Source organism: Streptomyces siamensis, assembly GCF_039543605.1.
Classification (GTDB): Bacteria; Actinomycetota; Actinomycetes; order Streptomycetales; family Streptomycetaceae; genus Streptomyces; species Streptomyces siamensis.
The window spans coordinates 182,182-197,178 of the sequence record NZ_BAABKB010000004.1 but is presented as its reverse complement, the minus strand read 5'-3'; the positions used below and the strand labels follow the sequence as shown (position 1 = coordinate 197,178).

Annotated in this window: 13 protein-coding genes and 1 riboswitch; of the genes, 4 read left to right on the top strand and 9 right to left on the bottom strand. The window is 69.9% G+C overall.

The genetic code is table 11. The features are described 5' to 3' along the window. Nucleotides 1-132 precede the first annotated feature (132 nt). The gene (locus ABEB03_RS10925; RefSeq protein WP_345645388.1) at nt 133-975 is read left to right on the top strand and encodes an alpha/beta fold hydrolase; all 843 of its coding nucleotides are present in this window, start codon (nt 133-135) and stop codon (nt 973-975) included. Nucleotides 976-1,053: 78 nt separating this feature from the next. Here the strand turns inward: ABEB03_RS10925 and ABEB03_RS10920 are convergent, their stop codons facing one another. The 9 genes from ABEB03_RS10920 to ABEB03_RS10880 all read right to left on the bottom strand — a co-directional run bounded on the left by ABEB03_RS10920 (nt 1,054) and on the right by ABEB03_RS10880 (nt 11,917). Next, nucleotides 1,054-1,800 (bottom strand): SDR family oxidoreductase, encoded by a 747-nt coding sequence (locus ABEB03_RS10920; protein ID WP_345645385.1) that lies wholly within the window; start codon nt 1,798-1,800, stop codon nt 1,054-1,056. Between the two features lie 129 nt (nt 1,801-1,929). Continuing rightward, on the bottom strand, nt 1,930-3,630 hold the full coding sequence (locus ABEB03_RS10915) for an FAD-binding protein (protein ID WP_345645986.1): 1,701 nt from the start codon (nt 3,628-3,630) through the stop codon (nt 1,930-1,932). Between the two features lie 169 nt (nt 3,631-3,799). Beyond that, entirely contained in the window at nt 3,800-5,035 is a 1,236-nt protein-coding gene (locus tag ABEB03_RS10910) for an NAD(P)/FAD-dependent oxidoreductase (RefSeq protein WP_345645382.1), read from the bottom strand. Between the two features lie 171 nt (nt 5,036-5,206). Then, nucleotides 5,207-6,103 carry an RNA polymerase sigma-70 factor gene (locus ABEB03_RS10905; protein ID WP_345645379.1) on the bottom strand — a complete coding sequence of 299 codons (897 nt, stop codon included), beginning with the start codon at nt 6,101-6,103 and terminating at the stop codon, nt 5,207-5,209. 280 nt (nt 6,104-6,383) lie between these two features. Beyond that, nucleotides 6,384-6,857, bottom strand: a complete 474-nt coding sequence (locus ABEB03_RS10900; RefSeq protein ID WP_345645376.1) for a carboxymuconolactone decarboxylase family protein — start codon at nt 6,855-6,857, stop codon at nt 6,384-6,386. A 220-nt stretch (nt 6,858-7,077) separates the two neighbouring features. Then, nucleotides 7,078-8,616 (bottom strand): arabinosylfuranosidase ArfA, encoded by a 1,539-nt coding sequence (arfA, locus tag ABEB03_RS10895; protein ID WP_345645373.1) that lies wholly within the window; start codon nt 8,614-8,616, stop codon nt 7,078-7,080. 62 nt (nt 8,617-8,678) lie between these two features. Next, nucleotides 8,679-9,572 carry a carbohydrate ABC transporter permease gene (locus ABEB03_RS10890; RefSeq protein ID WP_345645370.1) on the bottom strand — a complete coding sequence of 298 codons (894 nt, stop codon included), beginning with the start codon at nt 9,570-9,572 and terminating at the stop codon, nt 8,679-8,681. Nucleotide 9,573: 1 nt separating this feature from the next. After that, on the bottom strand, nt 9,574-10,491 hold the full coding sequence (locus tag ABEB03_RS10885; protein ID WP_345645365.1) for a carbohydrate ABC transporter permease: 918 nt from the start codon (nt 10,489-10,491) through the stop codon (nt 9,574-9,576). A 58-nt stretch (nt 10,492-10,549) separates the two neighbouring features. After that, a complete protein-coding gene (locus ABEB03_RS10880) occupies nt 10,550-11,917 on the bottom strand; it encodes an extracellular solute-binding protein (RefSeq protein WP_345645359.1) in 1,368 nt (455 codons plus the stop codon). A 248-nt stretch (nt 11,918-12,165) separates the two neighbouring features. Between ABEB03_RS10880 and ABEB03_RS10875 the strand changes: the two genes are divergently transcribed. From ABEB03_RS10875 to ABEB03_RS10865, 3 genes are all read left to right on the top strand, one after another. Beyond that, entirely contained in the window at nt 12,166-13,242 is a 1,077-nt protein-coding gene (locus ABEB03_RS10875; RefSeq protein ID WP_345645355.1) for a LacI family DNA-binding transcriptional regulator, read from the top strand. A gap of 103 nt (nt 13,243-13,345) precedes the next feature. Continuing rightward, nucleotides 13,346-13,750, top strand: a complete 405-nt coding sequence (locus tag ABEB03_RS10870) for a cupin domain-containing protein (RefSeq protein ID WP_345645352.1) — start codon at nt 13,346-13,348, stop codon at nt 13,748-13,750. Between the two features lie 280 nt (nt 13,751-14,030). Continuing rightward, nucleotides 14,031-14,098, top strand: a riboswitch (guanidine-III (ykkC-III) riboswitch). A gap of 12 nt (nt 14,099-14,110) precedes the next feature. Further along, complete coding sequence (locus tag ABEB03_RS10865) at nt 14,111-14,989, top strand: MBL fold metallo-hydrolase (RefSeq protein ID WP_345645349.1); 879 nt, start codon at nt 14,111-14,113, stop codon at nt 14,987-14,989. Nucleotides 14,990-14,997: the final 8 nt, after the last annotated feature.

The following is a 14,997-nucleotide window of genomic DNA, read 5'->3' as shown; positions in this document are numbered from 1 at the left end:
GCCGGTCGTTGCCACACGAGGCGACAGCGCCGCCGCCGTGGCCCTTTTTCCGTGAGATGTCACATCTTTCATGAGCTTCCTGTCATAGGAGCGATATCAACCGCTCGACCGAAATTCCCGAAAGGAACACTCATGAACCGGCATCCTCTTCGCCGCAGGGTCCGTACCCCGCTCACCCTGGTGGCCACGGCGGGCATCGCCGCGGGCATCCTCGCCGCGACGGTCGTCCCGGCGAGCGCCGGCAGGGCGCCCACGGCGCACACCCGCAAGCCGACGGTGGTTCTCGTCCACGGCGCATTCGCGGACGCCACCAGCTGGAACGGCGTCGTGAAGAAGCTGAAGCGGGACGGCTACCCGGTGGTGGCCGCGGCGAACCCCCTGCGCGGACTCGGCAGCGACGCCGCCTACGTCAAGGAACTCCTGGCCGGCATCGAGGGGCCCGTCGTGCTCGCCGGGCACTCCTACGGCGGGGCGGTCATCACTGATGCCGCCCGTGGCGCCGACAACGTCAAGGCGCTCGTGTACATCGCCGCCTTCATACCGGACAAGGGGGAGAGCGCACTCGAACTGGCGGACAAGTTCCCCGGCAGCACGCTCGGCGCGGCCCTGCGTCCCGTCACGGTCACCCTGCCCGACGGCTCCCGGGGCCAGGACCTCTACATCGAACAGGGCAAGTTCCACCGCCAGTTCGCCGCCGACGTCCCGAAGAACACCGCCGACATCATGGCGGTCACGCAGCGGCCGGTGACCGCTGCCGCCCTGGCGGAGGACTCCTCCACGCCCGCCTGGAAGACCGTCCCGTCCTGGGCACTCGTGGCCACCGAGGACCGCAACATCCCCGCGAGGACACAGCACTTCATGGCCGAGCGCGCCGACGCCCGCACGGTGGAGGTCAGAGCGTCGCACGCCGTCAGCGTCTCGCGTCCCGGCGACGTCTCCCGGATCATCGAGGAGGCGGCGCGGGCGACCCGCTGACCGACCGACGAAGAGGGCGGGTGACTCCATGTCACCCGCCCTCTCGCCTGTGGTCATCGCACGGAGCCGACCCGCCGACTACTTCCGCTGCGCGAGCCAGTCGGCGAAGCGGGTCTCAGCGAGATGTGCGCCGGGGCCGGGGAGGAGGCTGTTCTCCTCCAGCTCGGAACCGAAGTACTGAGCGTGCTGATCCACGACCACGGTACGGGGGTCGTTCCCGGCGGCGAGGCCCGTGCGGATGAACTCGTCGAACGAGAACGCCTCGGGGCCCGCGATCTCCACCACGCCGTCGAGGGGCGCGTCCATGGCCGCGCCGGCCACCGCCGTGGCCACGTCGTCGGAGTACATGGGCTGGATCTTCGCGTCGGGGACCCGCACCGTGTCGCCCTCGGTCGCCGAGTCGGCGATGCCCGTCACGAACTCGAAGAACTGCGTGGCGTGGACGATGGAGTACGCGATGCCCGACGCCTTGATGAGCTCCTCCTGCGCGACCTTGGCACGGAAGTAGCCGTTCTCCGGAAGCCGGTCGGTGCCGACGATGGACAGCGCGACATGGTGGCTCACACCGGCATCCGCCTCCGCGTGGAGGACGTTGGTCGTGGAGGTGCGGAAGAACTCCATGACGGCGTCGTCCGCGAACGACGGGGAGTTCGACACGTCGACCACGACCGAAGCATCCTTCAGGACTTCCGCCAGGCCCTCACCCGTGAGGGTGTTGACGCCCGTATTGGGTGCGGCGGGCACCGCCTCGTGTCCGTGCTCCTTGAGCTTGGCGACCACCTTCGAGCCGATGAGTCCGGTTCCACCGATGACTACGACCTTCATGACGAGGATCCTTTCGATGCGTATTCATGTGTTTCGGGTGCGACATGTATGTCGCGTCACGCTCCGTGCACGGGCGTGAGCAAGGGGGCAGGCCGGCGGCGCGCTGCGCCGAATCCGGACCCGCGCGGGCTACTCGACGAGCTTTCCTCGGGTCGAGACCTCTTCCATCAGCGCGGAGATCTCGTCCGGGACGGCGGGGACGGGCTCGCGGGTGATGCCGGTCGCCGGGGACCACACGAGGTTGACCTGCATCGCCGGGTCCATGTCCGGATAGTCACTTCGGTTGTGGCAGCCGCGGGTCTCACGACGCTCGACCGCTGCTTCCAGTGTGGCTCGCGCGGCCAGGGCCGCCGACTTGAGGTCGAAGGCATGGGCGAGGTCCTGATAGCCGGCGATGTCGGGATGGATCCCGACGTCCTGCATCCGCTTCTCGATCACCGCGAGCTCCGCCAGCCCGGCGCGCAGGCCTTCCTCGTCACGCACCACTCCGGCGTGCTCCGTCATGGTGTTGCGGATGGCGCGCTGCAGCGCACGCACGTTCTCCGGGCCGTCCGCGGCGAGCAGGTCGTCGATCTCCGCACGCGCCTCGGCCACCGCCGACGCCGACCGCGGCTGCGCGGCCAGCGACTCCGAGTAGGCGGCCGCCGCCTGTCCGGTGATCCGGCCGTAGACGAGCAGCTCGATGAGACTGTTGCCGCCGAGACGGTTGGCGCCGTGCAGCCCGCTCGCCGCCTCACCGATGGCGTACAGGCCGCGGACGTCGGTGCTGTGGTCCTCGGGCCGGACCCAGACCCCGCCCATGGAGTAGTGCGCCGTCGGGGCGATCTCGATCGGCTCCCGAGTGATGTCCAGCATCTGAAGGTCCAGGAGCGTCTGGTAGACGCGGGGGAGCCGCGTCATGATCGTCTGCCGGGGCAGGTGCGAGACGTCTAGCCACACCCCGCCGTTGGCCGTCCCCCGCCCTTCCTTGATCTCCGTGTAGGAGGCGAGGGCCACCCGGTCGCGGGTGGAGAGTTCCATGCGCTCGGGGTCGTAGCGGGTCATGTACCGCTCGCCGAGCGCGTTGCGCAGGATGCCGCCCTCACCACGTGCCGCTTCGCTGACCAGGGTGCCCGCCGCGTTCTCCGGTTCGATGATGCCCGAGGGGTGGAACTGCACCAGCTCGGGATCGCGCAGCCGGGCCCCGGCCTCGACGGCCAGCCGGAACGAGTCGCCGGTGTTCTCGTCGCGTCGGGAGGAGGTGCGCCGCCAGATACGTGTGTGGCCTCCGGCCGCGAGGATGACGGCGTCCGCGTGGATGAGGTAGCGCGTCCCCTTGGCGAGGTCGAAGCCGTAGGCCCCGAACACGGCGCCGTCGTGGACCAGCAGCCGGGTGATGTAGACGCTGTCCAGCATCGGAATGGCGAGCTGGCTCGCGCGCCTGATGAGTGTCCGCTGGATCTCCAGGCCTGTGTAGTCGCCGGCGAAAGCGGTGCGGCGGAACTTGTGCGCGCCGAAGAACCGCTGGGAGATACGGCCGTCCGTCTCCCTGGCGAACGCCATGCCGTAACGCTCCAGGTCGTCGATGCCGAGGGCGGCGCCCCGGGTGACGATCTCGGCGGTACGGGGGTCGCCGAGCAGGTAGCTCTCCTTGAGGGTGTCCGCGGCGTGCTGCTGCCAGCTGTCCTCGGGGTCCATCGTGGCCAGCGCCGCGTTGATGCCCCCGGCGGCGAGGGCCGTGTGGGCGTCCTCCTTGGGACGCTTGCCGACGGCGAGGACGTCGACACCGGCCTCGGCCAGCTCGATCGCCGCCCGCAGGCCGGCTCCGCCGGTACCGATCACCAGCACCATGGTGGACATACGTTGTTCGGTGATAGCCACGATTACTCCGATCGACTTGGTCGTCATCGAGTACGACCGGGCGGCGGAGGCATTTGTGACAGCGGGGGTCGAGGGTTTCCCGTTCCCGGGGCGAGGTGACGACCGGCGGTGTCGCCCCCTCGCCCCGGGAACGCCGGCCTCAGGGGAGAAGGCCGTCCAGGGGGACACCGGGATCGGCGAGGCGGGCGTCGTCGACGTCGGCCCCGGACTGGATCAGGGAACGGATCGGATCGATGACGTCCCACACATTGACGTTCATTCCCGCGAGCACACGGTTCCCGGACATCCAGAAGGCGATGAACTGCCGCTCTGCGGCCTCGCCGCGGAAGACGACACGGTCGTAGCCGTCCGGTGGCACGTATCCCGTGTACTCCATCCCGAGGTCGTACTGATCCGTGTAGAAGTACGGCAGCCGGTCGTAGACGGCGTCCTGGCCGAGCATGCCGAGCGCGGCCGTACCCGGCTGGTTCAGGGCGTTGGCCCAGTGCTCGACGCGCAGGTGCAGTCCGAGCAGCGGGTGGTAGGCGTTGGCGACGTCGCCCGCCGCGTAGACGTCGGGCGCGGACGTCCGCAGATGCTCGTCGGTGACGATGCCGTTCCGCACCTCCAGGCCCGCCTCCTGCGCGAGCCGGACGTTGGGTGCGGCGCCGATGCCGACGACCACGGCGTCCGCGGGCAGCCGGGTGCCGTCGGCGAGCAGTACGCCGTCCGCCCGGCCTCCGCTCCCGGTGATGCTCTCGACCTGGGCGCGGGGGCGCAGGGTGACGCCGTGATCCGTGTGCAGGCGGGCGAAGACCTCGGCCGCTTCACGTCCCAGCACCTTCAGCAGCGGCAGCTCCCCGTGTTCGAGCACCGTGACCTCCGCCCCCGCGGTCCGGGCGGCCGCGGCGGTCTCCAGGCCGATCCAGCCGCCGCCGATGACGACGATCCTGGCCCCCGCGGTGAAGGCCTCCTTCAGCCGTTCGCTGTCTCCCACGCGCCGCAGATACAGGACGTTGTCGAGGTCCGCCCCGGGAACCGACAGCCGGCGTGGGGACGAACCGGTGGCCAGGAGCAGCTTGGCGTAGGGCACACGACGCCCGTCCTCCAGTTCCACCTCCTTCGCCCCGGCGTCGACGGCGCGCACACTCGTGCCCAGGAGCAGGTCGACCTCGTGCTGCGCGTACCAGTCCTCGGGGTGCACGAAGATCGAGTCGCGGTCCTCCTTGCCCAGCAGATAGCCCTTGGAAAGCGGCGGCCGAACGTACGGGCGCTCCCGCTCGTCGCCGATGACGAGGAGCGGGCCGTTGTGGCCCTGCTCCCGGAGTGCCTCCGCCGCCTTGCCCGCGGCCAGACCGCCTCCGACGATCACGAAGGTGTTCACAGGGGACGTCATGTTCCTCTTCTCGGATTCCGCATGCTGTGAGCCATGGTGGGAGGGGCGCCCGCGTGACGGTGCGACGGCGCGCCCTGTGACAGGCGTCCGTTCATCCATTGGGAGACGGGCAGCGGTGCCGGACCGGTGGGCCGGCGACGGCCGCGACGCACCCCTGTGGCAGAGCGGCGCTCAGGTGTTCAGCGATGCCATGTAGGGCGCGAGCTTGTCCGGGTTCAGCACCCACATCAGACGGTCGATCCCGTCCGCCGACACATCGATGGACAGCAGGGCCATCGGGTTCCCGCCGGACGTGACGAGAGCGGCCGGCCGGCCGTTGGCCTCGACCCACCGGACGTCCGACTGAGGCCAGAACCGCGGCCGGAAGGCGACGAGGTACTTGGAGACGTGCGGGCGTCCGACGACCGGAACCCTCGACGCGCCGCGCATTCCGCCGCCGTCGGCATAGCTGACGACATCGGCGGCGAGCACATCCTCGAGCTCCGTCAGATTGCCCGTCTGCGCGGCGGTGACGAACACCTCCAGCAGGCGTCGGTGATCGGCCGGGCTGACCTGCTCCCTGCGCTCGGCGGCCAGGTGTTTGCGCGCACGGCTCACGAGCTGGCGGGTATTGGCCTCGCTCGTGTCCAGCATGTCCGCGACCTGCTTGTAGGGGTAGTCGAAGGCTTCCCGCAGGACATATGCGGCGCGTTCGACCGGGTTCAGCTTCTCGAGCAGAACGAGAACGGCCAGTTCGAGCGCCTCGGCCCGCTCCGCGCCCAGTTGCGGATCCTGACTCGTGTCGACCGGCTCGGGAAGCCACGGGCCGGTGTACGACTCCCGCCGCACCCGGGCGGACTGGGCGTGGTTGATGGCCAGACGTGTGGTGACGGTCGTCAGGAAGGCCGCCGGTTCGAGGATGTTCGTGCGGTCGGCGTTCTGCCACCGCAGCCACACTTCCTGAAGGATGTCCTCGGCCTCCACGGAGCTGCCCAGCATGCGGTACGCGATACCGAAGAGCTGCGGGCGCGCCGCCAGGAAGTCCTTCGTCGCCCGGTCGAGGGAGCCGGCGTCGTCCCCAGCGTGCATGGTCGTCCCTTCAGACCCCGAGATCACCATGCTACAAGCCGCCACAGCAGTGCGCCCACGGCACTCGATGGCCTGCACAACGACCGCCGACGACGGGCTGACGTGGCCACTCGCCGAGTGCCCGGAGTCCCTTGATTCCTCTGCTTCCTCGCGGCCGGCGTGTCCGGCCGCCGGCCGCCGCATGCTCCGTGGGACCGGCCGACACCGGAAGTCCGCCCTCTCGTCGCGGGCCGCGGCGACGAGAAGACGGGCCGTGGGTGTCCGGCCGGACCGGAATTGCTCAGCCGAACTGGCCGGGACGGTAGCTGCCCGCCGGCTGCTGGTTGATCACGTTGATGCGGTTGTAGGCGTTGATGACGGCGATCAGGGAGATGAGTGCGACGAGCTGGTCCTCGTCGTAGTACTTGGCGGCGTTCGCCCAGGCCTCGTCGCCGACACCGCCGGCCGCGTCCGCGACCCGGGTGCCCTGCTCCGCCAGCTCCAGCGCGGCGCGCTCGGCGTCGGTGAAGACCGTCGCCTCCCGCCAGGCGGCGATCAGGTTGAGCCGCACCGCGGTCTCCCCGGCGAGAGTGGCCTCCTTGGTGTGCATGTCGGTGCAGAAGCCACACCCGTTGATCTGGCTGGCGCGGATCTTCACCAGCTCCTGGGTGGCGGCCGGCAGCCCCGACTCCGACAGCACCTTGGCGGCCGAGTTGACGTGCTTCAGAACCTTCCCCGCGAGGGCGTTGCCGAAGTAGTTGAGACGCGAATCCATGACGATCTCCTGGCCGAGTTTGCAGTGACGTATGGCTGACCGGGCAACTCGGCGGAATGTGACAGGTGAGCGAGTGTGACCTGCGTCTCCCGCGCCGTGGCGCCGTCGTCCGGCGGAGGGGGACGACCGGTGCCGGGCCGGTCACGGGTGATCCGGCGGGGTACTTCGCCCCGCTCGGAGCCGGAGGCGGGTGCACCTGCCTCCGGCTCCGAGCAGGACGTCATGGAGGGCCCGGACGGCGTGGAGAGTCCGCGCGGACCAGCCGGATGACGTTCCAGGAGACCGGCGCGAGTTCGGCCTCCAGCACGCCGTCGGGGGTGACATGAGCGCCGGTCGCCGGGCGCGGGACCACCCGGTTCGGCTCCGCCTCGGTGTTCACGGCGTCGTGGTCGTCGTCGGTGAGGACCAGATGCTGTTCCAGGCGGTAGCCGCCCGGGAGACCCCGCAACGCCGCCTCCAGCTTCAACGGCCGGTCCTGCGCGCGGTTGACGGCGAGCACCGTGAGGGAACCGTCCGTCTCGTCGTGGGTGACGACGGCGTCCAGGGCGGTGACGTCCCCGTGCCGGTCCGTGTCGATCCTGCTGCCGTTGATCTCCGTACGCAGCACGCGGCCGGTGGCGAAACGGGCGGCCTGCGCGAACGGGTGGAAGATGGTCTGACGCCAGGAGGCCCCGCCCGGTTCGGTGCGGATCGGAGCGATGACGTTGACCAGTTGGGCGAGGCACGCCACGGCGACACGGTCGGCGTGGCGGAGCAGTGTGATGAGCAACGAGCCCACGACCACGGCGTCCGTGACGCTGTAGGTGTCCTCGATCAGCCGCGGCGTCTCGGCGGTCTCAAGGTTCCGCTCCCCGGGGAAGCGGGCCGCGTACCAGACGTTCCACTCGTCGAAGGACAGGCGGATGCGCTTCTTGGCGTGACGTACCGCGCGTACGTGGTCCGCCGTGGACACGACGTCCGAGATGTAGCGGTCCATGTGCGCGCCCGACGCGAGGAAGCTGGCCCGGTCGCCGTCCAGTTCCTCGTAATAGGCGTGCAGGGAGAGGTAGTCGACCTCGTCGTACGTCTGCTCCAGGACCTCGCGTTCCCAGGTGCCGAAGGTGGGCATCGTCGAGTTCGAACTGCCGCAGGCGACCAGTTCGATGCTCGGGTCCACCTGGCGCATGGCCTTGCCGGCCTCGGCGGCCAGGCGTCCGTACTCCGTCGCCGTCTTGTGTCCGGTCTGCCAGGGGCCGTCCATCTCGTTGCCCAGACACCACAGCTTCACGCCGTGCGGATCGGCGACGCCGTGCTTGATGCGCAGGTCGGACCAGGCCGTCCCGCCGGGGTGGTTGCAGTACTCGACCAGGGCGCGGGCGGCGTCGATGCCCCGGGTACCGAGGTTGACGGCCATCATGGGTTCCAGGCCGAGGCCCTTGGCCCAGCCGAGGAACTCGTTCGTGCCGACCTGGTTCGTCTCGATCGAGCGCCAGGCGAGGTCCAGGCGCCGCGGCCGCTCGGCGAGCGGTCCGACACCGTCCTCCCAGTGGTACCCGGAGACGAAGTTGCCGCCGGGGTAGCGCACCAGGCCGGTGCCGAGTTCCCGCACCAGGTCGGCCACGTCGCCGCGGAAGCCGGCCTCGTCCGCGGTGGGGTGCTCCGGGTCGTGGATGCCCGTGTACACACAGCGTCCCATGTGTTCCACGAACGACCCGTACAGACGCCGGTCGACATCGGCGATGGAGAACTCCGGGTCGATGATGAACCGGGCGGTGTGCATGTGGTGCCTCTCTCTCGGGTGTGCAGGGCGATGAACGGCCGGGGGCCGGTGCGGCGCATCGGTCACTTCAGGCCCGTGCCTTGGATGCCTTCGACGATGTGCCGCTGGAAGAGCGTGAACACGGCGATCAGCGGGATGGCGCCGAGCACGCAGGACGCCATGAGTTGCGCGTACGGGACGCCGAACACGTCCTGGACGGAGGTGAGTCCGACGGGAAGCGTCATCATCTCCGGGTCGGTCACGACCAGCAGGGGCCACAGGAAGTTGTTCCAGACGCCGACGAAGACGAAGATCGACACCGCGGACACCACGGGCTTCGACACCGGCATCACGATCTGCCAGTAGGTGCGCAGGTATCCGGCGCCGTCCGCGCGGGCGGCGTCGATGAGTTCGCGGGGTATGCCGTCGAAGAACTGCTTGAAGACGAAGACGGCCACCACGTTGGGGACCTGGGGCAGCACCACGCCCCAGTAGGTGTTGAGGAGCCCCGCCTCCTGGAGCGTCAGGAACTGAGGGATCATCAGCACCTGTCCGGGGACCATGAGTCCGGCGAGGAGCAGCAGATACATGGAGCGGCGTCCGCGGAACCTCGTCTGGGACAGGGCGAACGCGGCCAGCGATCCGGCGACGACCGTGAGGACGGTCGTCAGCGCCGACGTGATGAAGCTGTTGGCGTACCAGTAGGGCAGCTTGCCCTTGGCGAAGAGATCGCCGTACGCGCTCAGGGTGGGGTGGGCGGTGAACCAGCCCGTCGGGTCGGTGACGACCTCCTGGGCGGGCCGGACGGAGGTGGCCAGCGCCCAGAGCAGCGGGACGAGCCACAGCACGGCCAGGGCGATCACCACACCCAGTGCGATGCGGTTGAAGAGCTTCTCCGAGTCACGGGTGCGGCCCGTGACGGCGGACGTGGCGGGCTGCTGTGTCGCCGCGGGCTGTTCGGTGAGTGTCGCGGTCATCTCACTGGTCCCTCTCGGCACGGCGGACGAGGGCGAACCAGACCGCGGAGACGATCAGGATCACCACGAACAGGAGCATGGACAGGGTGGAGGCGTAGCCGACCCGGCCCTCGGTGAAGCCGGTGTCGTAGATGAGTTCCAGGGTCGGTTTCGTGGCGCCGTCGGGGCCGCCGCCGGTCATCATGTAGATCTGGTCGAACACCTTCAGTGAGGCGATGACCTGGAGCACCGTCACCAGCACCGTGGTGCGGCCCAGCAGCGGCACGACGATGTGCCGGATGCGCTGCCACGGTCCGGCACCGTCGATCGCCGAGGCCTCGTGCACCTCGCGCGGGATGTCCTGGAGGCCGGCGAGGTAGAGCACGAAGTTGAAGCCGATCGTCCACCACACCGTCGCGGCGGCGATGGACACCATGGTCCAGTCCGGGTCGCCGAGCCAGGACGGGGGAGTGTCCACCCCGACGGCCTTGATCGCGTCCTGGGCGAGCCCGACCTGGTCCGCGTAGATGTACATGAACAGCAGCGACACCACGGCGGACGGGATCAGGAAGGGAGCGAAGAACGCGAACCGCAGGAACCACCGGCCGCGCACGAACCGGTCGACGAGGACCGCGAGGACGAGGCTGAGCAGTACCAGGGGAACCGTGGTCAGCACGGTGAACCACAGGATGTGCTTGAGCGTGCGCCAGAACTCCGGATCGCTCAGCGCGTCACCGTAGTTGGCGAACCCGACCCAGTGTCCCAGCCCGCCCTTGAGCAGGGAGGTGTCGAAGAAGCTCGCCACGAGCATGTAGAGGAGCGGGCCGACCAGGAAGAGGGCGTAGAGGACCGCGAAGGGGGCCATCATGGCGGGACCGGCCCAGCGGGTCGTTCGTGTCGGTGGAGAGGCGGCGGAAGCCGGCAGTGCGGTGGCAGCCACGGGCAGACCTTTCTTGCGAAGTCCAGGGGTGTCGGGAGGCGGTGCCGTGCGGTGCCGCTCAGACGGGGGACGCCGTGTCCGCCTGCTTGCGCAGCCGCGAACGCATCGCGGCGGCTGCCGCCCGGGGGCTCTTGGCGCCGGTGAACACGGAGGTGACGGCGTCGCCCACCACGATCTGCAGGGTGCTGCCCGCTCCGCCGTACCAGGCGACCGGGTCGTAGACGGCTCCGTCGGCGGCAGCGGCGTAGTGCGACTGCGGGACCAGCTTCTTGTACGCGGCCGAGCGCTGCGTGGCCAGCCAGGCCGGCACATGGCCGCCCTCCGCCCAGAGCTGACTCGACCCGAGCATCGCGCGCACGAACTCCAGTGAGGTGTCGAGGCGTTGTGCCTTGGCGGACGGCGCCTTGGGCAGCACCAGGGCGTGTGAATCGGCGAAGCACGCGTAGGGGCGGTCGGTGAAGATGCGGGGGAACGGCCGCATGTCGAAGGCGACCTTCGCGTCCTGCACGGCCACCACCTGCCACACGCCGTCCATGAGGAAGCCGGCCTTGCCGGTGGTCAGCAGCGTGATGGCGCCGGGGCTGTCGACGCCGGTGGGCAGGACCTTCTCCTCGACGGTCATCCGCCGGATGTAGGCGAGCGCCTCCTCGGCCGCGCCGGTGTCGATGCTGACGCGCCTGCCCTGGTCGGTGACCAGGGGAGAGCTGGTCAGCTGGTGGTACAGGGAGAGGAAGAGCCGGTACTGGGTGGAGGCGTCCTTGATGGCTGCCACCGAGCCGCCCCAGTTCTTGGTGACCTCCTTGGCCGCCTTCAGCGCGTCGATGAACCGGTCGGGACCGTCGATGGCGGTCAACTGCCCGCTGCCGTCGAGCAGTCCCGCCTTCTTGGCGATGTCCGTGCGGAAGTACAGGACGAAGGGGTGGGTGTCGAGCGGCACCGCGTAGAGCGAGCCGTCGAGATGCGCCTTGGCCCAGGGCTTGGCGTCGAACCGCTCGGCCGTCATGCCGTGCCGGGCCAGCGCCTCGGGGGCGAGCTCGGTGAGCAGGCCGGCCTCGGCGAGTGTCGGCACCTTGGACAGGTGGGCGACGGCGACCTGGGGAGGGCGGTCGCCGAGCGTGGCCAGCGTGAGCTTGGTGTAGTAGGGGTTGCCCCACACGAAGGTGGAGGACTTCAGGGTCGTGCCGGGGTGGCCGGCACCGTAGGCCTTCTCCATGGCGACCATGCGTGCTCCGTCGCCACCGGTGAACGGATTCCAGAAGTTCAGCCGGGCCGACGCGGGCGCGCCGCCGGTGAATCCCTGTGCGAGCGTGTTGCCGCAGCCGGTCAGAGTGGCGCCGGCGGCGGTCGTCCCCAGCGCGAGCGCCGCCCGCAGGAGGAGACGGCGTGACGGCGCCGAGGGTGGGACGTGCCCGGTTCGCTCCGGCATGAGTGTGCGTCCTTCCACAGCAGCGGGCCCGGGAGGCAGGAGGTTCTACGTTGTAATCGTTGATGTGAAGCGGCTCAGAGTGGATCGGCCCGAGAAGTTTCCAACGTTGTACTTAGTTCGACTGCGGTCGTCAATAGGTCGCGTCGACACTGGTGAATTGGTGGCCGTGGCTGGGCGGGTGCCCGGAGCGCTCCGTCGAGTGCTTCTGTTCCAACGTTGGAACCAGGGGGTAAGGTGACATCGGAACCATGGAGGGCGGCACAGAGGGCGGGGACGTGGCCGGAGCACGCATGAAGGACGTCGCCGCGCGCGCGGGTGTGTCCATCAAGACGGTGTCGAACGTGGTGCGGGGCGCCGCGAAGGTCGCCGAACCGACCCGGCTGCGCGTCGAGCGGGCGATCGCGGAACTGGACTACCGTCCTCACGCCTCCGCGCGCCACCTGCGTACCGGCCGCAGCGGCATCATCGCCCTGGCGTTCCCCGAACTCGTCGCCCCCTACTTCGCGGAACTCGCCGCCGAAGTCGTCGTGGCGGCCAAGGAACACGGCTACACGGTGCTCATCGAGGACACCGGAGGCGACCCCGACGAAGAACTGCGCATCGCCAGCGGACTCACCGACTCGCTGATCGACGGCGTCCTGCTCAGCCCCCTCAGGCTCGACCAGGCACGGCTGGCGGCCCTGGAGCAGACGGTGCCGCTCGTCCTGCTGGGCGAGCGCTCGTACGACATCGCCGCCGATCACGTCCTGATCGACAATGCCGCGGCGGCGCGCGAGGCCACCGAGCACCTGCTGGCACTCGGCCGTCGGCGGATCGCCGTGATCGGACATCAGACCGACCCGCCGTTCGCCACCTCCGCCCAGCGCATGCACGGCTACTTCACCGCCCTCCATGCGGCCGGCGTCCCCTACGACCCCCGCCTCGCGCCCCCGGTGCGCAGTTTCGGACGGGCCGAGGGGGCCGAGGCGATGAGCCGCCTGCTCGACCTGGACCACCGCCCGGACGCGGTCTTCTGCTTCTCCGACCTCCTCGCGTCGGGCGCACTGCGCGTGGCCCACGAGCGGCACGTCGAAGTCCCGCACGACATGGCCGTGGTCGGCTTCGACGATCTGGAGGAGTCCCGCTACGCGGTGCCCTCGCTCACCACCGTCTCACCGGACAAGCGGGAGATCGCCCGCATGGCCGTGGCGGCGCTGCTGGACCGGATGTCGGACGAACCGGCCACCCGTCCGACCACGCTGACGGCCGGTCACCGGCTGGTGGTCCGCGAGAGCAGCGCCGGACGTCCCTGCACGCCGGCGGGGCCGGGCACCGGCGACGCGTGACGCCGTTGCCGTCCGGTCAGACCCCCGAGTCCGGTGCCGTCGGCCTGCGCCGATCGCGCCGCGGGTCGCGGAGCGGAGCGGGGCGGGTGTTAGCTTCGGGCGCATGGACGACAGCGTGTACGTGGGCAACGCCGGCAAGGACGCGGCACTGGACCGGGGCTGGCTGCTCGGGCATTTCAAGGAGCCCGGCGATCCCCGCCGGAGCGAGGCCGTGGAGATCAAATGGGGCGTCCACCCACGCGGCGAGCGGCGCGAGCAGTGGGTGCGGGGAGAGACACGCACGGCTCTCCAGGTCCTCGTCAGCGGCCGCTTCCGCGTCGAGCTGCCCGGTCGCAGCGTCGTGCTGGCGGAGCAGGGCGACTACGTCGTGTGGGGCCGGGGAGTGGATCATTCCTGGGTCGCCGAGGAGGAGTCGGTGGTGCTGACCGTGCGATGGCCCTCCGTCCCCGGATACGCCGTGCCGCAGGAGGACGGCGGGGAGTCGGGGCCGGAGGGGGTAGGTCCGTGATCGCGGTGTGGCCGGGCGTGCGTGGGTGACTGTGGTGTGGCCGGTCGTGCGTGCGTGACTGTGGTGTGGCCGGTCGTGCGTGCGTGACTGTGGTGTGGCGGGGCGTAGGTGCGTGACGGTGGCGCGGCCGTCCGCTGTGCCCGCGCCCGACCGCTCCTGGGCCGGTCACCGATCCCGCGCGCGCGTGCCGGTCGTCTGCCGGTCGTCGCCCCCGTAGGAAATCGCGCCGGTGCCGGTCACCGCGCGCATGCGGGACTTGGCGGACCGTGTTAGTTTCCGGGCGGCGGCGCGCCAGTGCCTGCCCCGGACGAGAAGTGCGCCGTACCCGGTCCGCAAAGACGACGCACGAGGGGAGGCGTCGTGGACGCAGACAAGCGCTCGTCCGGCCCGGCACCCGCGGTGCACGGGTCCCGCCCGCTGGACGTCCGGTGGGACCACGGATCACCGTCGGCGAAGCACAACACGGATGCCGACATCCAGGTCCATGCGTACGACGAGGACACCTTCATCCTCCGGCAGAACATGGCGATCGACTACGAGGCGCCGTTCATGTTCCTGCTCTTCGGACGCGAGCGGGCGGTGCTGCTGGACACCGGGGCCACCGCGTCCGCCGAGTACTTCCCGCTGCGGCGCGTCGTCGACGGTCTGATCGCCGACCGGCTCCGCCGGCACCCGCACGACGGGTACGGGCTGCTCGTACTGCACACCCATCCGCACGGCGACCACATCGCCGCGGACGCGCAGTTCACGGACCGCCCGGACACCCAGGTCGTGGGAGCCCGACTCGACACCGCATGGGACTACTTCGGGTTCCGCGAGGATCCCGACCGGGTGGCACGGATCGACCTCGGGGACCGTGTGCTGGAGTGCTTCTCCACGCCTGGGCACCACGAGGCGGCGGTCACCTACTTCGACCCCTGGACGGGATTCCTGCTCACCGGCGACACGGTCTACCCCGGCCGGCTGTACGTGGCGGACTGGCCGGCCTTCACGCGGACCGTCGACCGCCTGATCGAGTTCGCGGACAGCCGTCCGGTGACCCATGTGCTCGGGTGCCACATCGAGATGACGCGTGAGCCCGGCGTGGACTACCCGATCCGGACCACCTACCAGCCCGACGAGCCGCCGTTGGAGATGGCCCCGGGCCGGCTCCGCGACATCCGGGCGGCGATCGACGAGATCGGTGACCGGCCCGGCCGGCACCCGTTCCCCGCCTTCGTCATCTGCCGCGACGCCTGAGTGCTCGT